The sequence below is a fragment of the Pseudomonas sp. PS01300 genome, assembly GCF_029960155.1.
GTDB classification, from domain to species: Bacteria; Pseudomonadota; Gammaproteobacteria; order Pseudomonadales; family Pseudomonadaceae; genus Aquipseudomonas; species Aquipseudomonas palmensis.
The window spans coordinates 80,492-99,770 of record NZ_JASCPN010000004.1 but is presented as its reverse complement, the minus strand read 5'-3'; the positions used below and the strand labels follow the sequence as shown (position 1 = coordinate 99,770).

Genomic DNA, 19,279 nt, shown 5'->3' with positions numbered 1-19,279 from the left:
ACTTAATGAGCGGGTAAGACCCGTCTGACAAAAGCGAGTGGCACGTCATGCCAGAGAACGACCTGCAAGCGCTGATGGGCCGATTCGAGCTGTTGATCGAACGTGTCGAGCAACTAAAGCGGCAAAATGCACTCCTATTAGCTCAGGAAAAATCCTGGCGCGAGGAGCGCGCCCACCTCATCGAAAAAAACGAGATCGCCCGGCGTAAGGTCGAATCGATGATTTCGCGGCTCAAGGCCCTGGAGCAAGACTCATGAGTTCAAGCAATAGCGTCACCGTTCAGATCCTCGACAAGGAGTATTCGATCATCTGCCCGCCGGAAGAGCGCAGCAACCTGGTCAGCGCAGCGCGCTACCTGGACAGCAAGATGCGCGAGATCCGCAGCAGCGGCAAGGTGATCGGCGCCGACCGTATCGCGGTGATGGCGGCGCTGAACATCACCCACGACCTGCTGCACAATCAGGAGCGCCCGCAGGCGCCCACCGGCGGTGCCACCCGTGAACAGGTGCGCGACCTGCTCGAACGTGTCGATCAGGCATTGGCCGACGACGCGGGTTCAAAACCGGCCTGAGTTTCGGGTATACTCCGACCACTCCCTGGAGTGCTTGCCAGTCGGTCATGTCCCTGAGCCGATACGCACAACCACGGGGGTTGCACGTGGGGCCGGTGTGCATGTCCGCTTGACGGAAAGCCTTAACGCCTCCTGTAATCTCCACCTTGAACTTTCGGGTTCAAGGGCTACACCGACAGCGGTTCGTCGGGGAGCCTGAATTCTCCAGCCTGCGCCCACCCAGCGGCGCACGCACATGCACTGCCACCCCTGCGTGGCAGTCGCCCCAGGGACCGCCCGTGCCATGACCGACACCGCGCCGCTTACCCGCCCCCAACTTCGTCGTCTGCTCCGTGATGCCCGCCGTGCCCTCAGCCCGGCCGAACAGCGCCGTGCCGCGCGCGGCCTGTACCGGCAACTGGCGCAGCACCCGCTGTTTCGTCGTGCCCGGCACATTGCCCTGTACCTGCCCAACGACAGCGAGATCGACCCGCGCCTGCTGCTGCGCGAAGCTCAACGTCGAGGCAAGCATACCTACCTGCCGGTGCTGCACGCCTGGCCCAGAACCCGCATGGCCTTCCAGCGCTTCGAGCACGGTGAAAAACTGCGCCCCAACCGCTTCCGCATCCCCGAACCACGCATCAATCTCACACGCCAGCGACCCACCTGGGCACTGGACCTGATCCTGCTGCCGCTGGTGGGTTTCGACGAGACGGGTGGGCGACTGGGCATGGGCGGCGGGTTCTATGACCGCAGCCTGGCGTATCAGGGGCGGCGCAAGGCCTGGAAGAAACCCCTGCTGCTGGGGCTGGCGCACGAATGCCAGAAAGTGCAACGACTGGCCCAGGCCAGTTGGGACGTGCCGCTGCAGGGCACGGTATCGGACAGGGGGTGGTACCTGGCACCCTGAACGGGCGCCGCAAGGCTCAACGCTTGACGGGGGTCGGGGCGGCCGGCATCTCGTAGGCGGCTGTTTCGAGTTTCTGTTCCCACAGGCTTTGTGCATAGCCGGTGGTGACCACACCCAGGCCAAACAGAAAAACGAGCACCCAGAGCAAATCCGGTTTGCGATTCATCGATTGCCCCCCTCAGGCAAACTCATCACGATGACAGCAACGGTTTTTATTATGCCGTGCAGCAGCGTCAAGCTTAAAATGCGCGCATTCTCCGACAACCTGGTGCCACACGCAAACGTTGACGCCAACCGGCTGTCGGTTTCATGCAACAGGTTATTTCAAACTTTGTCTGGAGCGTCAACGATGGCCTACTGGCTGATGAAATCCGAGCCCGACGAGCTCTCGATCGAAGACCTCGCCCGCCTCGGCCAGGCGCGCTGGGACGGGGTGCGCAACTACCAGGCGCGCAACTTCATGCGCGCCATGGCGGTGGGCGACCTGTTCTTCTTCTACCACTCCAGCTGCCCCGAGCCCGGCATCGCCGGTATTGCCCGCATCACCACCGCCGCCTACCCCGACCCCACCGCACTGGACCCCGAGAGCCACTACTTCGACGCCAAGGCCAACGCCGAGAAGAACCCGTGGAGCGCAGTGGACGTAGAGCATGTGGAAACCATGCGCAAGGTGCTGGGCCTTGGCTACCTCAAGCAACAGCCGGCACTGGCCGAACTGCCACTGGTACAGAAGGGCAGCCGCCTGTCGGTGATGCCAGTGACGGACGAACAATGGGCCGCGGTGCTCGCACTACGTTAATTTCGCGTAAGATGCCCACTCGTTTGATACGTATCAACCCGCCACGGTAGGCAAAACGTCAGACTCTGACGTCAAACGCAGCAGGATGCAGGTGCATGTCGATGAGCCAACACACCCCCAAACTCTTTGCCGGCGCGCTGATTGCGCTGCTGGTGGCAGCCGGCGGCCTGGGCTACTGGAAGTCCATGCACGACCGTCTGCCCGAAGGCCTGAGCATGGGCAACGGTCGCCTTGAGGCCACCGAGGTGCAGATCGCCACCAAAGTGCCGGGGCGCCTGGCCGAAGTGCTGGCCGACGAGGGCGACGTGGTGCACAAGGGCCAACTGCTGGCGCGCATCGACACCCGCACCATGGAGGCCCAGCGCAACCAGGCCGAAGCCGAAGTGCTGCGTGCCCGCGAGAACTACGCGGCCGCCCAGGCCACCGTGCAGCTGCGCCAGAGCGAACAGCTGCTGGCCAGCCAGGAACTCAAGCGCGTGCGCGAACTGTTCCAGCGCAAGTACTCCAGCCAGCAATTGCTCGACCAGCAGCAGGCCCGCTACGACACCAGCAATTCAGCCGTGGTGGCAGCGCGAGCGCAACTCGCGGCAATCAAGGCCGCCATCGGTGCCGCCGAGGCCCAGGTGGCCCAGCTCACCAGCGAAATCGACGACAGCAGCCTGCGCGCGCCCATCGATGGCGTGATCCAGCTGCGTCTGGCCGAACCGGGCGAAGTGCTCGGGGCCGGCGGGCGCGTACTGCTGCTGATCGACCCCAGCGACCAGTACATGAACCTCTATCTGCCCGCCTCCACCACCGGCAAACTGACCGTGGGCGACCAGGCGCGCATCGTGCTCGATGCCCTGCCCGACCGCGCGCTGCCGGCCAAGATCAGCTTCGTGGCAGCCAAGGCGCAGTTCACCCCCAAGCAGGTGGAAACCCGTGACGAGCGCCAGAAGCTGGTGTTTCGCGTCAAGCTGCGCCTGACCGAGCCCAGCGCGGTGCCCCAGGCCAAGCCGGGCATGCCCGGCGCCGGCTATGTGCGTAGCGCCCCCGTGGACTGGCCGGCCAACCTGCAATGACGGCCCTGGCGCTGCAGGCGCGTGGCATCAGCCACCGCTACGGCTCCCTCGAGGCCCTACAGGACATCTGCTTTGAACTGCCGGCAGGCACCCGCTGCGGCCTGATCGGCCCGGACGGTGCGGGCAAGTCGAGCCTGCTGGGGCTGATTGCCGGGGTCAAGAAGCTGCAACAGGGCGAGTTGCAGGTGCTGGACGGCTCGATCCGCCAGCGCCGCCACCGCAACAGCCTGTACCCGCGCATCGCCTTCATGCCCCAGGGCCTGGGCGGCAACCTGTACCCCGAGCTGTCGATCAGCGAGAACATCCGCTTCTTCGCCACGCTGTTCGGCCTGAGCCGCTCCGAGTGCGACACGCGCATGCACGCGCTGCTGCTGGCCACCGACCTGGAACGCTTTGCCGAGCGCCCGGCAGGCAAGCTCTCCGGGGGCATGAAGCAGAAACTCGGGCTGTGCTGCGCACTGATCCACGAGCCCGACCTGCTGATTCTCGACGAGCCCACCACCGGCGTCGACCCGCTGTCGCGCCGGCGCTTCTGGGAGCTGGTGGAGCAGGTGCGCGGCGAGCGTCCGCAACTGACCCTGCTGGTGGCCACCGCCTACATGGAAGAGGCCGAACAGTTCGAGCACTGTCTGATGCTCGACCGTGGTCGCCTGATCGCCCAGGGGCTGAGCCGCGAGCTGGCCGGCGCCACCGCCAGCGGCAAGCTGGACGACGCCTTCACCTGCTACCAGAGCCAGCAGCAGGATGACCGCAGCCGCACCCAGGCGCCGCTGGTGATCCCGCCACGCCCGGCCCACGACGGCGACATCGCCATCGAGGCCCATGAACTGACCCTGCGCTTCGGCGACTTCACCGCAGTGAACAAGGTCAGCTTCGCCATCGGCCGTGGCGAGATCTTCGGTTTCCTGGGCTCCAACGGCTGCGGCAAGACCACCACCATGAAGGTGCTCACCGGCCTGATGCCGGCCAGCGAAGGCAGCGCCACCCTGCTCGGCCGCCCGGTCGACGCCAAGGACCTGGCCACGCGCAAGCGCGTCGGCTTCATGTCCCAGAGCTTTTCGCTGTATGGCGAACTGAGCGTGCGTCAGAACCTCGAGCTGCACGCACGCCTGTTCGACCTGAACAAGGCCGACAGCACCCCGCGCATCGCCGAACTGATCGAGCGCTTCGACCTGGGCGACATTGCCGACCAGCAGTCCGGCGCCCTGCCGCTGGGCCTGCGCCAGCGCCTGTCGCTGGCCGTGGCGGTGCTGCACCGGCCTGAAGTGCTGATCCTCGACGAACCCACCTCCGGCGTCGACCCGGCCGCACGCGACGACTTCTGGCGCCTGCTGATCGAGCTGTCCCGCGAGCAGGGCGTGACCATCTTCCTGTCCACCCACTTCATGAACGAGGCGCTGCGCTGCGATCGCATCTCGCTGATGCACGCCGGCCGTGTACTGGCCTGCGATACCCCGGCCGCGCTGCAACAGCAGTTCGGCGGCCAGACCCTGGAAGACGCCTTCGTCACCTGCCTGGAACAGGCGCAGAACAGCAGCCCGGCGCCGACCGAGGCCCAACCGGTGAGCACCACCGCCGAGACCGCCAGCCCGCCACCCCGCAGCGGCTTCAGCTTCGTGCGGCTGTTCGCGGTAGCCACCCGCGAAGGCAAAGAGCTGCTGCGCGACAGGGTGCGCCTGGCCTTCGCCCTGCTCGGTGCGCTGTTCATGATGGTGATCTTCGGCTATGGCATTTCGCTGGACGTGGAGAACCTGGCATTCGCGGTCTACGACCAGGACCAGAGCCCGCAAAGCCGTCTGTACCTGGAAGCGTTTCGCGGCTCGCGCTACTTCGCCGAACAGGCGCCGATCCGCGACGCCGCGCAACTGCACAAGCGCCTGCAACGCTCGGAAATCAAGCTGGCGCTGGAGATTCCCCCCGGCTTTGGCCGCGACCTGAATGCCGGGCGCCAGCCGGTGGTGGCGGCCTGGCTCGATGGCGGCATGCCGTTTCGCGCCGAAACCAGCCGCAACTATGTGGAGGCCGTGCATCAGGCCAACCTCGAACAGCTCGCCGCGCTGAGCAGCCGCGCACAACCAGGCCAGGCAGCGGTGAAACTTGAAACCCGCTTTCGCTACAACCAGGACGTGATCAGCGTGAACGCCATCGGCCCCGGGGTGATGGCGCTGATCCTGGCATTCATTCCCGCGATGCTCACGGCACTGGGCATCGTGCGTGAAAAAGAGCTGGGCTCGATCACCAACTTCTACGCCACGCCGCTCACGCGCCTGGAGTTCCTGCTCGGCAAGCAGGCCCCGTACCTGCTGGTGAGCCTGGTCAACCTGGCGTTGCTGGTGGCGATGAACCGCTGGCTGTTCGGCGTGCCCTTCAAGGGCAGCGCGCTGGCCCTGGCCTGCGGCGGGGTGCTGTACCTGCTGGCCACCACCAGCCTGGGGCTGCTGATCTCGGCATTCACCCGCACCCAGATCGCGGCGATCCTGGGCACCATGATCATCACCAGCCTGCCGACCATCCAGTTCTCCGGGCTGATCGTGCCGCGCTCTTCTCTCGATGGCGCGGCAGCACTGATGGGTCAGCTGTTCCCGGCCGGCTACTTCCTCGACATTGCCGTCGGCACCTTCACCAAGGCCCTGGACCTGCGCGAACTATGGCCGCAGTGCCTGGCCCTGTTCGGGTTCTTCGCCGGCTTCACCGGGCTGAGCCTGATCATGCTGAAAAAGCAGGAGGTCTGATGCAGCGCCTGGCCCATATCTACCGCCTCGGTCTCAAGGAGCTGACCAGCCTGCGCCACGACAGCGTGCTGCTGCTGTTTCTGCTGTATGCCTTCAGCGTGGCCATCTACATGCCCGCCGCCGGCTCTGTGATCGGCGTGCACAACGCCAGCGTGGCCATCGTCGACGAAGACCACAGCCTGGTCTCGCGCAAGCTGGGCGAGGCGCTGCAACCGCCGGAGTTCCAGCCGGCGGTGACGCTGCCCTACGACCAGCTCGACCAGGCCATGGACAGCGGCCAGTACACCTTCGTGATCAATATCCCGGTGAACTTCCAGAGCGACCTGCTGGCCGGGCGCACCCCGGAACTGCAGGTGAACGTCGACGCCACCGCCATGAGCCAGGCGTTCATGGGCGCCGGCTACATCGGGCGGATCTTCGAACGCGAGCTGCTCGACTACGCCAAGCAGGCCGTGCAGAGCCCGGCGCTGCTGAGCCCACGGGCGCTGTTCAACCCCAACCTGGAGGGCGGCTGGTTTCTGGCGGTGATCCAGATCGTCAACAACATCACCATCCTGGCCATCGTGCTGACCGGCACTGCGCTGCTGCGCGAACGCGAGCATGGCACCCTCGACCACTTGCTGGTACTGCCACTGACGGCACTGGAAATCATGCTGGCCAAGATCGGCAGCAACGCGCTGGTGGTGGTGCTGTGCACCTGGGTGTCGCTGGAGGTGGTGGTCAAGGGGGCATTGGGAGTGCCGCTGGCCGGCTCCATGGGGTTGTTCCTGGGCGTGACCGCGCTGTACCTGTTCGCCAGCACCGCGCTGGGGATCTTCCTCGCCACACTGGCGCGCTCGACCCCGCAGTTCGGCTTGCTGGCGATCCCGGTGATCATCCCGATGCTGTTGCTGTCGGGCGGCAGCACGCCGCTGGACAGCATGCCGCAATGGCTGCAGTGGGTGATGCAACTGTCACCCTCCACCCACTTCGTCAGCCTGGGTGCCGCGATCCTGTTCCGCGACGCCGACGCATCGGTGGTGTGGCCGGACCTGCTGGCGCTGGCGGCGATCGGCCTGGCGTTCTTTGCGATCGCCCTGGCACGCTTTCGCCGCAGCCTGGCCTCGTGACTACTGCACGATCAGGTTGTTGAACAGCAGGTCGGCCACCACCGGCCGGCCTTCTTCGCCGTTGAGCACCTGCTGCACCTGCTTGAGGGCTTCCTGGCGAAGGTGTTCCTTGGCCTCGACGTTGCTCATGCCGTCCAGGCTCTGCTGGGTGAACAGGGCCACCAGCTGGTTGCGGATCAGCGGTTCGTGGTGCTTGACCGCGGCCGCATCCACATCGTTGTCCACGCGCAACGCCACATCGGCCTTGTACACGCGCAGCTTGGGGCCGCCATCAAGGGCATAGTTGCCCACCAGTGGCGGGGTCAGGGAGATGTACGACACCTTCGGCGCGCCCTCTCCGTCCTTGGCTTCTTCGGCCATGGCCGCCGCTGGCAGCATCAGGGCCAGTACCATCAAGATCCACGCTTTCACCAATTCGCTCCTCAAACAGTTGGCGCCAGCATACCCAGCGCCTTCGCCAAACCCAAGCCCGGGCTTATGCCGGCTTATCAGGCCGGGGCATGCTCGTTGACCCGACACCCTGCCCACCTACACTTATCGGCCACCACCCGCAAAGGAATAGCCCTGATGAAAGCCGTGTTGTGCAAAGCCCATGGTCCGGCCAGCGACCTGGTCCTCGAAGAGGTCGCCAGCCCCGTGCCCAAACGCAATGAAGTGCTGGTGCAGGTGCATGCGGCGGGGGTCAACTTCCCCGACACCCTGATCATCCAGGGCAAGTACCAGTTCCAGCCGCCACTGCCGTTCTCGCCGGGTGGCGAAGCAGCAGGGGTAGTGCTGGAGGTGGGCGAAAAGGCCGGGCCGTTGCAGGTGGGCGACCGGGTGATGGCGCTGACCGGCTGGGGCAGCTTTGCCGAGCAGATCGCGGTGCCGGGCTACAACGTGATGCCGATCCCGGCGCACATGGACTTCGCCACGGCTGCCGCATTCGGCATGACCTACGGCACCTCGATGTACGCGCTCACCCAGCGCGGGCAGTTGCAAGCCGGGGAAACCCTGCTGGTGCTGGGCGCGTCGGGCGGGGTCGGGCTGGCAGCGGTGGAGATCGGCAAGGCCCTGGGCGCGCGGGTGATCGCAGCGGCCAGCAGCGCCGACAAGCTGGCCGTTGCCAAGGCTGCCGGTGCCGACGAGCTGATCAACTACAGCGAAAGCGGCCTCAAGGAGGAAATCAAGCGCCTGACCGGTGGCCAGGGCGTGGACGTGGTTTTCGACCCGGTGGGCGGCGAGCTGTTCGAGCAGGCGGTGCGCGGGCTGGCGTGGAACGGACGGATGCTGGTGGTGGGGTTCGCCAGCGGGCAGATCCCGCAGTTGGCGGTGAACCTGACGCTGCTCAAGGGCGCGGCGGTGCTGGGGGTGTTCTGGGGTGCGTTCGCGCAGCGCCAGCCGGCGGATAACGCCGCGAACTTCAAGCAGCTGTTTGCGTGGCATGCCGAGGGCAAGCTGAAACCGCTGGTGTCGCAGACCTACCCACTGGCCGATGCCGGGGCTGCAATCGAGCAGTTGGCGGGGCGCAAGGCGGTGGGCAAGCTGGTGGTGTCTGTGCGATAGCCAAGCCCGCTCCCGCACTGCCCTGTGGGAGCGGACTTGACCCGCGATAGAGGCGTGAACGTCAGCTCATGTCCCAGGCCAGCAGCACCTGCTTGCACCCACGGCACACGAACTTGTAGAACCCGGTATCCCCGCCCGGCGCATACCCTACCGCGGCCCACGACCAGTCCTCCACGGTCATGCCGTTGTACTCGGCCCAGTGCTCCCGGGTCGCCGGCGTGGCCTCACTGATGTCCTCGGCGCTGGCGTCCCCGTGGAACTCGCAGGCGTCACCGCAATGGTGCATCCACTGGCTGTCCTGCCATGTGGGATAGCCCGGCGTGCGATAGGCGATCTCGTCGAGCACCTCAGGCTTTATGCCCGCCTCCCCCATCGCATACACATCATGGAAACTGCCGTCGTAGCGCCTGGCCGCCGAACCATCGGCGATGCACCACGGGCAGATATCGCCCTCGAGTGTCTGCGCGGTGTACAGCGTGCCGTCATACAGGTAACCACGCGCCTGCCCGCAGCACACGCAAGCCTCGCTGCTGGCCACGATGTAATGAACCTTGCCGGGGTAATAGGTAAAGACCGGAAGTGGTGTTGTCATGGCACTCCTTCTCACAGCTGCTTGAGCGCAAGGTCACGCAGTTGCTGCGGCCAGGCGTCGATGAACATCAGGTCGGGCTGCCCGGCGCAGCGCCGCTCGATAGACGGCAGCGCTGCCTCGAACGCCTGCTGCGCCTGCTTGAACTGCACCAGGGTGGGCGATGCGGGTGACGTCCTGGCCAGCAAGCCGATGGACGTGGCCACGCTGTCCATCTGCCACAGCGGCTGATGCGAGCGGATCTGACGGTAGGTGGCCAGGTAGTAACTGAACAGCTTGCACTGCAGCTGCGGCAACGCGGCCTGGGCATCCAGGGTCATCGCCATGGACTGCTCATCCATGCGAAAGAGCAGGCTCTGCACCACATCGGTTTTCAGCGGCTCGCCCGCGGCCACCGTCCAGGGTTCGAACCGCACCTTTGCGATGGCCGCTTCTGCAGACGCACTGAACAACGCATGATCACTGTGCTTGACGGTTACATGGCTGACCGAGCCATCGCGCGAATCGACCTGGTAGCCGATGCGCACAGCGCCCTCCAGGCCCACCAGCCTCATGGCCCTCGGGTACACCGGGGCCGGGGGCTGTGCGAACGTGGGCACATGCTCGGCCTGCACGGCGCAGCACCAGCACAACAGTATTCCAAGCCAGCGTTTCATCCCTGATTCCCAACACGTCCATTGATAAGGGGCGCGATGGTACCGCAGGCTTCACGCCTTGTCCGCCGAATGACAACGCTTGAAGCGTGCCTCCAGGTTGCGGTCGGGCATGGCATGGGTGCGCAGCGCCGAAAGGGTCTGCTCGACATAGTCGCGGGTGGTGCCGTAGCGGCCCTTGGCGCTGGCCAGGATATGGCTGAGCAAGGTGTCGGGCAGGTTGCCGGCATAGCACGGCAGGTGCCGCTCCAGCACGAAGCCCAGTGCCTGCACCTTGCTGCCGTCCTCGAGGCGGCAGTTGAGCCAGTGCGGACGGTACGCCGGGTACGGCATCTCGCGCTGCCACAGCGCCAGCAATGAATCCTCCAGGCGCTCTTCGGGCAGCCGATAGGCAAAGCCGCTGCACGAGCCACCACGGTCCAGACCGAACACCAGCCCCGGGCACTCCGGAGTGCCGCGGTGCTCGTGGGACCACAGGTACAGGCCGCGATGATAGCCATGCACGCGTGCGCGCCGGCGCTCGGCCGCGCTGCATTCCGGTCGCCAGATCAGCGAGCCATAGGCAAACAGCCAGACCGGGCCGCCCTGATGGCGGGACATGGTGTGATCAACCGATTGTCGAAGTTGCTCGTGGGTCAGTTGCTGACCGAAGTCGAGCACCGGAGGGTACGCCAAACTCGAGGGTGCAGTTTCAATTGCCGACATGATCGCCGCCAGAATTCCTCGTGAACTACTGAAGTGGCCCACTGTAAAGTCATTGCACTAACAATACATCGACCGTACGGCAGATGGCCGCTCGAATACAAGCCCCCGTTGCAAACAAAGCCCCCAGCACCGGGGCCTTCAGGCCTGCTGTTTCAAGTGTAGTAATAGTTTTTGGCGGTGCTTGCAATAATTAACGCGACCAGCACTTATAACCAACGAGGCACAATCGGGTTATTTGAATCGGCGCGTTATTGCAACGCGCCGTTATTACCTAAGTTAGCCGCGCGGGGCATAAGCGAATACATCGGCGCGCATCTGGTGTGCGTCCATGCCAGCGTCCACCAGGGCATCGAGGGTGGCGTAGATCATGGTGGGCGAGCCACTGGCATACACGTGCACGCCCGCAAGGTCGGCAATGTCTTCGCACACGGCCTCGTGCAGCAGTCCGCAGCGCCCCTCCCAGCCGCACAAGTCGCTCACTACCTTGTGCAGGAACAGGTTGGGCAGCGTTGCCCACTCGTCCCAGTGCTCGATCTGATAGAAGTCTTCCGGGCGGCGCACTCCCCAGTACAGGTGCACCGGGTGCTTGAAGCCGCTGGCCCGGCAATGTTCGATCAGGCTGTGCATCTGCGCCATGCCGGTACCGGCAGCAATCAGTACCAGCGGCCCGTCCGGCAGTTCGGCCAGGTGCGTGTCGCCAAACGGCAGCTCCACCCGCGCCATGCGGTTGCGCTGCAACTGTGCGATCAGTTCCAGTGCACTGCTCTCGCGGGCCAGCACGTGCAGCTCCAGGTCACGCCCGCTGTGTGGCGCCGAGGCCAGCGAGAACGCGGCCTTGTCGCCAGCTTCGCGCTCGATCATCAGGTACTGCCCGGCGTGGTAGCGCGGCGGCTTGCCGGCCGGCGCGCGCAGACGCACGCGCCACACGTCGCCGCCCACCTCGACACATTCGCTCAACTGGCAGGCCAGCTTGCGCACCGGCAGCTCGCCCAGGGCCAACACGCCATCCCACAGCAACACGCAATCCTCCAGCGGCTCGGCGATGCAGGTGTACAGCTCGCCATGGTCCTTCACCTCGCCATCCTGGCGCACACGGCCTTCCACCAGCAGTGCCGCGCACACATGGCAATTGCCATTGCGGCAGCTCTGCGGGCAGTCATAGCCCAGACGACGGGCCCCATCCAGTATGCGCTCACCAGGGTTCAGTGCCAGCACCGCCCCGGAGGGCTGCAAGGTAACCTGCATCAGTCTATTCCCAACTGTGTCCACAGCTCATCGATGCGTCGGGTGACGGCCTCGTCCTTGACGATGACACGCCCCCACTCGCGGGTGGTTTCGCCCGGCCACTTGTGGGTGGCATCCAGGCCCATCTTCGAGCCCAGGCCGGAAACCGGCGAGGCGAAGTCCAGGTAGTCGATCGGCGTGTTGTCGATCATCACGGTATCGCGCTTGGGGTCCATGCGCGTGGTGATGGCCCAGATCACGTCGTTCCAGTCCCGCGCGTTGATGTCGTCGTCGGTGACGATCACGAACTTGGTGTACATGAACTGGCGCAGGAACGACCACACCCCCAGCATCACGCGCTTGGCGTGCCCTGGGTACTGTTTTTTCATGGTGACCACCGCCATGCGGTACGAGCAGCCTTCAGGCGGCAGGTAGAAGTCGGTGATCTCGGGGAACTGCTTCTGCAGGATCGGCACGAACACTTCGTTCAGCGCCACGCCCAGAATCGCCGGTTCGTCAGGCGGACGCCCGGTGTAGGTGCTGTGATAGATCGGCTTGGTGCGGTGGGTGATGCGCTCCACGGTGAACACCGGAAAGCTGTCGACCTCGTTGTAGTAGCCGGTGTGATCGCCATACGGGCCTTCGGGCGCCATCTCGCCGGGGTGGATCACGCCTTCGAGGATGATCTCGGCGGTGGCGGGCACCTGCAGGTCATTGCCGCGGCACTTGACCAGCTCGGTACGGTTGCCGCGCAGCAGGCCGGCGAAGGCGTACTCGGACAGGCTGTCGGGCACCGGGGTCACCGCGCCGAGGATGGTCGCCGGGTCGGCGCCCAGTGCCACGGCCACCGGGAACGGCTGGCCAGGGTGCTTCTCGCACCACTCGCGGTAGTCCAGCGCGCCGCCACGGTGGCTCAACCAGCGCATGATGACCTTGTTGCGGGCGATGACCTGCTGGCGATAGATACCCAGGTTCTGGCGGTCCTTGTTCGGACCTCGGGTCACGGTCAGGCCCCAGGTGATCAGCGGCGCCACGTCGCCCGGCCAGCAGTGCTGGATCGGCAGCGCGCCAAGATCGACGTCGTCACCTTCGATCACCACGTCGTGGCAGGGCGCATCCTTGACCACCTTGGGCGCCATCGAGATGACCTTCTTGAAGATCGGCAGCTTCGACCAGGCGTCCTTCAGCCCCTTGGGCGGCTCGGGCTCCTTGAGGAAGGCCAGCAGCTTGCCGATCTCGCGCAGTTCGCTGACCGACTCGGCGCCCATGCCCATGGCCACGCGCTCCGGGGTGCCGAACAGGTTGCCCAGCACCGGGATGTCGAAACCGGTAGGGTTCTCGAACAGCAACGCCGGGCCCTTGGCACGCAGGGTGCGGTCGCAGACCTCGGTCATTTCCAGGATCGGGGAGATGGGGACCTGAATGCGCTTGAGTTCGCCGCGCTGTTCCAGGCCGCGGATAAAGTCGCGCAAATCGCGATACTGCATGCGGGAGCCTCGTGTTCGCCGTAGCGGTCGGGGTGCAAAGTGTAGCGCCGAACCCCGCCCGCCAGAATAGACAATGTACAGATAGCAAAAAGCCGGGTTTCCCCGGCTCTTGCGTACCGCCCGTGTTACTTGCGCTTCATCGACAGGAAGAACTCGTCGTTGGTCTTGGTCTGCTTGAGCTTGTCGACCAGGAACTCGATGGCAGCGATCTCGTCCATCGGGTGCAGCAGCTTGCGCAGGATCCACATGCGCTGCAGCTCGTCGTCGGCGGTCAGCAGCTCTTCGCGACGGGTACCCGAACGGTTGATGTTGATGGCCGGGAACACGCGCTTCTCGGCAATGCGACGGTCCAGGGGCAGTTCCATGTTGCCGGTACCCTTGAACTCTTCGTAGATCACTTCGTCCATCTTCGAGCCGGTCTCGACCAGCGCGGTGGCGATGATGGTCAGCGAACCGCCTTCCTCGATGTTACGTGCAGCACCGAAGAAACGTTTCGGCTTCTCCAGGGCGTGGGCGTCGACACCACCGGTCAGCACCTTGCCGGAGCTCGGGATCACGGTGTTGTAGGCACGGGCCAGACGAGTGATCGAGTCGAGCAGGATGACCACGTCCTTCTTGTGCTCGACCAGGCGCTTGGCCTTCTCGATGACCATCTCGGCCACTTGCACGTGACGGGTTGGCGGCTCGTCGAAGGTGGAGGCGACCACTTCGCCGCGCACGGTGCGCTGCATCTCGGTCACTTCTTCCGGGCGCTCGTCGATCAGCAGCACGATCAGGTGGCACTCGGGGTTGTTGCGGGTGATGTTGGCCGCGATGTTCTGCAGCATGATGGTCTTGCCCGCTTTCGGCGGGGCGACGATCAGGCCGCGCTGGCCCTTGCCGATCGGCGCGCACAGGTCGATGACGCGACCGGTGAGGTCTTCGGTGGAACCGTTGCCGGCTTCCATCTTCAGGCGCTTGTTCGGGAACAACGGCGTCAGGTTTTCGAAGAGGATCTTGTTCTTCGCGTTTTCCGGACGGTCGTAGTTGATGGTGTCGACCTTGAGCAGCGCGAAGTAGCGCTCGCCTTCTTTGGGCGGGCGGATCTTGCCGACGATGGTGTCACCGGTACGCAGGTTGAAGCGACGAATCTGGCTGGGCGAGACATAGATGTCGTCCGGGCCGGCCAGGTACGAAGCGTCAGCCGAACGCAGGAAGCCGAAACCGTCCTGGAGAATCTCCAGCACGCCGTCACCGGAGATTTCCTCGCCGCTTTTCGCGTGCTTTTTCAACAGGGAGAAAATCACGTCCTGCTTGCGCGAACGGGCCATATTTTCTATGCCCATCTGTTCGGCCAATTCGAGCAGATCGGTAATCGGCTTTTGCTTGAGTTCAGTCAGATTCATAAGGGGAATGACGTAATCATGTAAGAAGGGGGAATTAAGCTTCTGGCTTAATGAAGCCGCGCCGCAGAGAAGGCGACAGGATCGCGTACTAATTCGAATTGAGGTGCGTCGGCGACGGCGTGCAGGGGGCACTGAAAGAAACAGTGCGAGGCCGAATGTATCACTTGCATTTTCTGGCGTCTAGTCACCAGACAGAGAAAAGCCCCGACGAATGCGGGGCTTTTTTCGACTCAGATATTGGCGTCGAGGAACGCCTGCAGCTGAGACTTGGACAATGCGCCGACCTTGGTCGCCTCGACATTGCCGTTCTTGAACAGCATCAGCGTCGGGATGCCACGCACGCCGTGCTTGGCTGGGGTTTCCTGGTTTTCGTCGATGTTCAGCTTGGCGACGGTCAGTTTGCCCTCGTAGGTAGCGGCGATGTCGTCCAGAACCGGAGCGATCATTTTGCATGGGCCGCACCATTCAGCCCAGTAGTCGACCAGCACCGGACCTTCAGCCTTGAGCACGTCGGCTTCGAAGGTGGCGTCGGTGACGTGTTTGATAAGATCGCTGCTCATGGAAGTCTCCAAGGTCGTAAGCAAAAAAACGTGGCCCATCATAGCCGCCATCGCCGTAGACAGGAAGCCACGCGCGATTGACTGTAACTATAGTTGTGCGAGACGTTGCATATCGACTGTCACACAAAAGTCATAAAAAAGACTCGCAACTGCGTCAGGTCAAGCCTTGCCACACTGCGCGTTGGCGTCGGCGGCGGATCGTGGCACGATTGCCGGGTTATCGACCGAGAACCCATCACCATGCCGCAAAACCCAGCCAAGAATCTGTCCCTGATAGCCGCCATCGACCTGGGCTCCAACAGTTTTCACATGGTCGTGGCCAAGGCCCACCACAACGACATTCGCATCCTGGAGCGGTTGGGGGAAAAGGTTCAGCTGGCCGCCGGCATCGACGAAGAGCGCCAGCTCAGCGAAGAGTCCATGCAACGCGGGCTCGACTGCCTCAAGCGCTTCGCCCAGCTGATCAACGGCATGCCTGACGGCGCGGTGCGCATCGTCGGCACCAACGCCTTGCGCGAAGCGCGCAACCGCGGCGAATTCATCCGCCGCGCCGAAGCCATTCTCGGACACCCGGTGGAGGTGATTTCCGGCCGTGAAGAAGCACGCCTGATCTACCTGGGCGTCTCCCACACCCTCGCCGACACCCCCGGCAAGCGCCTGGTGGCCGACATCGGCGGCGGCAGTACCGAATTCATCATCGGCCAGCGCTTCGAGCCCCTGCTACGCGAAAGCCTGCAGATGGGCTGCGTGAGCTTCACCCAGCGTTACTTTCGCGACGGCAAGATCACCCCGGCGCGCTATGCCCAGGCCTACACCGCCGCGCGCCTGGAGCTGATGAGCATCGAGAACGCCCTGCACCGCCTGACCTGGGATGAAGCCATCGGCTCCTCGGGCACCATCCGCGCCATCGGCCTGGCCCTGAAGGCCGGCGGCATGGGCAACGGTGAGGTCAACGCCGAAGGTCTGGCCTGGCTCAAACGCAAACTGTTCAAGCTGGGCGATACCGACAAGATCGACTTCGAAGGGGTCAAGCCCGACCGGCGCACCATCTTCCCGGCGGGCCTGGCGATCCTGGAGGCGATCTTCGACGCGCTGGAACTGCAACGCATGGACCACTGCGAAGGTGCCCTGCGCGAAGGCGTGCTGTACGACCTGCTGGGCCGCCACCACCACGAAGACGTGCGCGAACGCACCCTGACCTCGCTGATGGAGCGCTACCACGTCGACCAGGGGCAGGCGGCACGGGTCGAGCGCAAGGCGCTGCATGCCTTCGACCAGGTGGCCAAGGCGTGGGATCTTGAAGACGGGATCTGGCGCGAACTGCTGGGCTGGGCGGCCAAGGTGCACGAAGTGGGGCTGGACATCGCCCACTATCATTACCACAAGCACGGCGCCTACCTGATCGAGCACTCCGACCTGGCCGGCTTCTCCCGTGAAGACCAGCAGATGCTGGCACTGCTGGTGCGCGGGCACCGGCGCAACATCCCCAAGGACAAGTTCGCCGAATTCGGCGACGACGGCGTGAAGCTGATTCGTCTGTGCGTGCTGCTGCGCTTCGCGATCCTGTTCCACCACATCCGCGGCACCCAGCAGATGCCGACGGTCAAGCTGCATGCCGCCGGCCAGAGCCTGGATGTGGAGTTCCCGGCCGGCTGGCTGGAACAGAACCAGCTGACCCAGGCCGATTTCGGCCTGGAAGCCGAATGGCTGGACCGGGTCGGCTTTACCCTCAGCGTACGATAAGCACCGGGTTGCTCAGGCGCTCGAGCAGAGTGGCCTGGGCACTGCGCGGGTTCTGGTTGCCGGTCGGCGTGCTGCGCACATAGCGGCCGTCCGACTGCAGCAGCCACGCGTGGGTGTTGTCGGTCAGGTACCCCTCCAGCTCCTTCTTCACCCGCAGGATCAGCTTCTTGCCCTCCACCGGGAAGCAGGTCTCGACACGCTTGTCGAGGTTGCGCTCCATCCAGTCGGCACTGGAAAGGAACATCTGCTCTTCCCCGCCATTGAGGAAGTAGAACGCCCGGGTGTGTTCCAGGAAGCGCCCGATGATCGAGCGCACGTGGATGTTGTGCGAAACGCCCGGAATGCCCGGACGCAGGCAGCACATGCCACGCACCACCAGGTCGATGCGCACGCCCGACTGGCTGGCCTTGTACAACGCCTTGATGATCTTGGGGTCGGTCAGCGAGTTGAACTTGGCGATGATATGCGCCGGCTTGCCTTCCAGGGCGAACTGGGTCTCGCGCGCGATCATGTCGAGCATGCCCTTCTTGAGGGTGAACGGCGCGTGCAGCAGCTTCTTCATGCGCAGGGTCTTGCCCATGCCGATCAGCTGGCTGAACAGCTTGCCGACGTCCTCGCACAAGGCGTCGTCGGAGGTCAGCAGGCTGTAGTCGGTGTACAGGCGGGCGTTGCCGGCGTGGTAGTTGCCGGTACCCAGGTGCGCATAACGCACGATCTCGCCGGCCTCGCGCCGCAGAATCAGCATCATCTTGGCGTGGGTCTTGAACCCGACCACGCCATAGATCACCACCGCACCCGCCGCTTGCAGGCGGCTGGCCATCTGCAGGTTGGACTCTTCGTCGAAACGCGCGCGCAGTTCGATCACTGCAGTGACCTCCTTGCCGTTACGCGCCGCATCCACCAGCGCGTCGACGATCTCGGAGTTGGCGCCGCTGCGGTACAGGGTCTGGCGCACGGCCAGCACGTGCGGGTCTTTCGCCGCCTGACGCAGCAGGTCGACCACCGGGGTGAACGACTCGAAGGGGTGCATCAGCAGGATGTCCTGCTTGCTGATGACACTGAAAATGTTCTCGCTGTTCTGCAACAGCTTGGGAATTGCCGGGGTGAACGGGGTGTACTGCAGCTCCGGGTGGCTGTCCAGGCTGGTGATGCTGAACAGGCGCGTGAGGTTGACCGGGCCATTGACCTGGTACACCTCGTGCTCGCTCAGGCTGAACTGCTTGAGCAGGTAATCGGACAGGTGCTTGGGACAGGTATCGGCCACTTCCAGGCGCACCGCATCGCCATAGCGACGCGAGAACAGCTCGCCACGCAGGGCACGGGCCAGGTCTTCGACGTCCTCGGAGTCCAGCGCCAGGTCGGCGTTGCGGGTCAGACGGAACTGGTAGCAGCCCTTGACCTTCATGCCCTGGAACAGGTCGTCGGCGTGCGCATGGATCATCGACGACAGGAACACGTAGTTGTCGCCGGGGCCACCGACGTCTTCCGGCACCTTGATCACCCGCGGCAGCAGACGCGGCGCCGGAATGATCGCCAGGCCCGAATCACGGCCGAACGCATCGATGCCTTCGAGCTCGACGATGAAGTTCAGGCTCTTGTTCACCAGCAGCGGGAACGGGTGGGTCGGGTCCAGGCCGATCGGGGTAATGATCGGCGCGATCTCGTCGCGGAAATAGCGGCGCACCCAGGTCTTGAGCTTGGTGGTCCAGTGACGCCGGCGGATGAAGCGAATCTGGTGCTTTTCCAGCTCCGGCAGCAGCACGTCGTTGAGGATCGCGTACTGGCGGTCCACTTCGCTGTGCACCAGCTCGCTGATGCGCGCCAGCGCCTGGTGCGGCTGCAGGCCGTCGGCGCCGGCCTGCTCGCGAGCGAAGGTGATCTGCTTCTTCAGGCCCGCCACACGAATTTCGAAGAACTCATCCAGGTTGCTGGAAAAGATCAGCAGGAACTTCAGTCGCTCCAGCAGCGGGTAGGACTCGTCCAGCGCCTGCTCCAGCACGCGGATGTTGAACTGCAGCTGGGACAATTCGCGATGGATGTACAGGCTGCTGTCGTCCAGGCCCGGCACGGCAATCGCCGGCACCGCCGGGGCCGGAGCCACCACGGGCGCCTCGGCTTCGACCACCGGCGCGGGCTCGAGGTCCGGCGGGGTTTCGACCAGTTGCTCGGGCACCGGCTGGGCATCCTTCACTTCGACTTCGGTAAGTGCTTCGTTATTCATCTAGCG

At 64.4% G+C, this 19,279-nt stretch carries 19 protein-coding genes and 1 other RNA gene; 10 read left to right on the top strand and 10 right to left on the bottom strand.

Features of this window, described 5'->3' with window-relative positions:
- Window positions 1-47: 47 nt before the first annotated feature.
- The 4 genes from QMX96_RS03780 (at window position 48) to QMX96_RS03765 (ending at window position 1,460) form a co-directional block, all read left to right on the top strand.
- Window positions 48-257 (top strand): TIGR02449 family protein, encoded by a 210-nt coding sequence (locus tag QMX96_RS03780; RefSeq protein WP_043863405.1) that lies wholly within the window; start codon window positions 48-50, stop codon window positions 255-257.
- Window positions 254-571: a cell division protein ZapA gene (locus QMX96_RS03775; protein ID WP_043863404.1), complete on the top strand. Its 318-nt coding sequence runs from the start codon at window positions 254-256 to the stop codon at window positions 569-571. Before QMX96_RS03780 ends, QMX96_RS03775 begins: the two co-directional genes overlap by 4 nt.
- A 19-nt stretch (window positions 572-590) precedes the next feature.
- Window positions 591-768: non-coding RNA, 6S RNA (ssrS, locus tag QMX96_RS03770), on the top strand.
- 86 nt (window positions 769-854) lie between these two features.
- Window positions 855-1,460, top strand: coding sequence for a 5-formyltetrahydrofolate cyclo-ligase (locus QMX96_RS03765; RefSeq protein ID WP_043863403.1), 606 nt, complete (start codon window positions 855-857; stop codon window positions 1,458-1,460).
- 16 nt (window positions 1,461-1,476) lie between these two features.
- On the opposite strand, the gene QMX96_RS03760 is transcribed toward QMX96_RS03765, so the two are convergent.
- Complete coding sequence (locus QMX96_RS03760) at window positions 1,477-1,626, bottom strand: hypothetical protein (protein WP_167400226.1); 150 nt, start codon at window positions 1,624-1,626, stop codon at window positions 1,477-1,479.
- 183 nt (window positions 1,627-1,809) lie between these two features.
- Here QMX96_RS03760 and QMX96_RS03755 point away from each other — a divergent pair, with 183 nt between their 5' ends.
- From QMX96_RS03755 to QMX96_RS03740, 4 genes are all read left to right on the top strand, one after another.
- Window positions 1,810-2,259, top strand: coding sequence for an EVE domain-containing protein (locus QMX96_RS03755; RefSeq protein WP_282361197.1), 450 nt, complete (start codon window positions 1,810-1,812; stop codon window positions 2,257-2,259).
- A gap of 101 nt (window positions 2,260-2,360) precedes the next feature.
- Window positions 2,361-3,320 (top strand): HlyD family efflux transporter periplasmic adaptor subunit, encoded by a 960-nt coding sequence (locus QMX96_RS03750; protein ID WP_080922916.1) that lies wholly within the window; start codon window positions 2,361-2,363, stop codon window positions 3,318-3,320.
- On the top strand, window positions 3,317-6,052 hold the full coding sequence (gene rbbA / locus QMX96_RS03745; protein WP_282361196.1) for a ribosome-associated ATPase/putative transporter RbbA: 2,736 nt from the start codon (window positions 3,317-3,319) through the stop codon (window positions 6,050-6,052). The genes QMX96_RS03750 and rbbA overlap by 4 nt, the downstream gene beginning before the upstream one ends.
- Window positions 6,052-7,161 carry an ABC transporter permease gene (locus QMX96_RS03740; RefSeq protein WP_043863399.1) on the top strand — a complete coding sequence of 370 codons (1,110 nt, stop codon included), beginning with the start codon at window positions 6,052-6,054 and terminating at the stop codon, window positions 7,159-7,161. The genes rbbA and QMX96_RS03740 overlap by 1 nt, the downstream gene beginning before the upstream one ends.
- Here QMX96_RS03740 and QMX96_RS03735 read toward each other — a convergent pair whose 3' ends face one another.
- A complete protein-coding gene (locus QMX96_RS03735) occupies window positions 7,162-7,572 on the bottom strand; it encodes a flagellar basal body-associated protein FliL (protein WP_054915500.1) in 411 nt (136 codons plus the stop codon).
- 156 nt (window positions 7,573-7,728) lie between these two features.
- Between QMX96_RS03735 and QMX96_RS03730 the strand changes: the two genes are divergently transcribed.
- On the top strand, window positions 7,729-8,706 hold the full coding sequence (locus QMX96_RS03730; RefSeq protein WP_058541749.1) for an NADPH:quinone oxidoreductase family protein: 978 nt from the start codon (window positions 7,729-7,731) through the stop codon (window positions 8,704-8,706).
- Window positions 8,707-8,767: 61 nt separating this feature from the next.
- On the opposite strand, the gene QMX96_RS03725 is transcribed toward QMX96_RS03730, so the two are convergent.
- From QMX96_RS03725 to trxA, 7 genes are all read right to left on the bottom strand, one after another.
- The gene (locus QMX96_RS03725) at window positions 8,768-9,298 is read right to left on the bottom strand and encodes a CbrC family protein (protein WP_054915498.1); all 531 of its coding nucleotides are present in this window, start codon (window positions 9,296-9,298) and stop codon (window positions 8,768-8,770) included.
- An 11-nt stretch (window positions 9,299-9,309) separates the two neighbouring features.
- Window positions 9,310-9,951, bottom strand: a complete 642-nt coding sequence (locus tag QMX96_RS03720) for a TonB family protein (protein WP_282361195.1) — start codon at window positions 9,949-9,951, stop codon at window positions 9,310-9,312.
- A gap of 51 nt (window positions 9,952-10,002) precedes the next feature.
- Window positions 10,003-10,653 carry a gamma-glutamylcyclotransferase gene (locus QMX96_RS03715; RefSeq protein ID WP_043863394.1) on the bottom strand — a complete coding sequence of 217 codons (651 nt, stop codon included), beginning with the start codon at window positions 10,651-10,653 and terminating at the stop codon, window positions 10,003-10,005.
- Between the two features lie 276 nt (window positions 10,654-10,929).
- The gene (locus QMX96_RS03710) at window positions 10,930-11,898 is read right to left on the bottom strand and encodes a CDP-6-deoxy-delta-3,4-glucoseen reductase (protein ID WP_043863393.1); all 969 of its coding nucleotides are present in this window, start codon (window positions 11,896-11,898) and stop codon (window positions 10,930-10,932) included.
- Window positions 11,898-13,364 carry a 4-hydroxy-3-polyprenylbenzoate decarboxylase gene (gene ubiD, locus QMX96_RS03705; protein WP_043863392.1) on the bottom strand — a complete coding sequence of 489 codons (1,467 nt, stop codon included), beginning with the start codon at window positions 13,362-13,364 and terminating at the stop codon, window positions 11,898-11,900. Before ubiD ends, QMX96_RS03710 begins: the two co-directional genes overlap by 1 nt.
- Window positions 13,365-13,489: 125 nt before the next feature.
- Window positions 13,490-14,749, bottom strand: coding sequence for a transcription termination factor Rho (gene rho / locus QMX96_RS03700; RefSeq protein WP_043863391.1), 1,260 nt, complete (start codon window positions 14,747-14,749; stop codon window positions 13,490-13,492).
- 230 nt (window positions 14,750-14,979) lie between these two features.
- Window positions 14,980-15,309, bottom strand: coding sequence for a thioredoxin TrxA (trxA, locus tag QMX96_RS03695; protein WP_043863390.1), 330 nt, complete (start codon window positions 15,307-15,309; stop codon window positions 14,980-14,982).
- A gap of 240 nt (window positions 15,310-15,549) precedes the next feature.
- Between trxA and ppx the strand changes: the two genes are divergently transcribed.
- Window positions 15,550-17,052, top strand: coding sequence for an exopolyphosphatase (gene ppx / locus QMX96_RS03690; protein ID WP_282361194.1), 1,503 nt, complete (start codon window positions 15,550-15,552; stop codon window positions 17,050-17,052).
- On the opposite strand, the gene ppk1 is transcribed toward ppx, so the two are convergent.
- Window positions 17,039-19,273 (bottom strand): polyphosphate kinase 1, encoded by a 2,235-nt coding sequence (gene ppk1 / locus QMX96_RS03685; protein ID WP_043863388.1) that lies wholly within the window; start codon window positions 19,271-19,273, stop codon window positions 17,039-17,041. The two genes, ppx and ppk1, sit on opposite strands and share 14 nt — an antisense overlap.
- Between the last annotated feature and the right edge of the window lie 6 nt (window positions 19,274-19,279).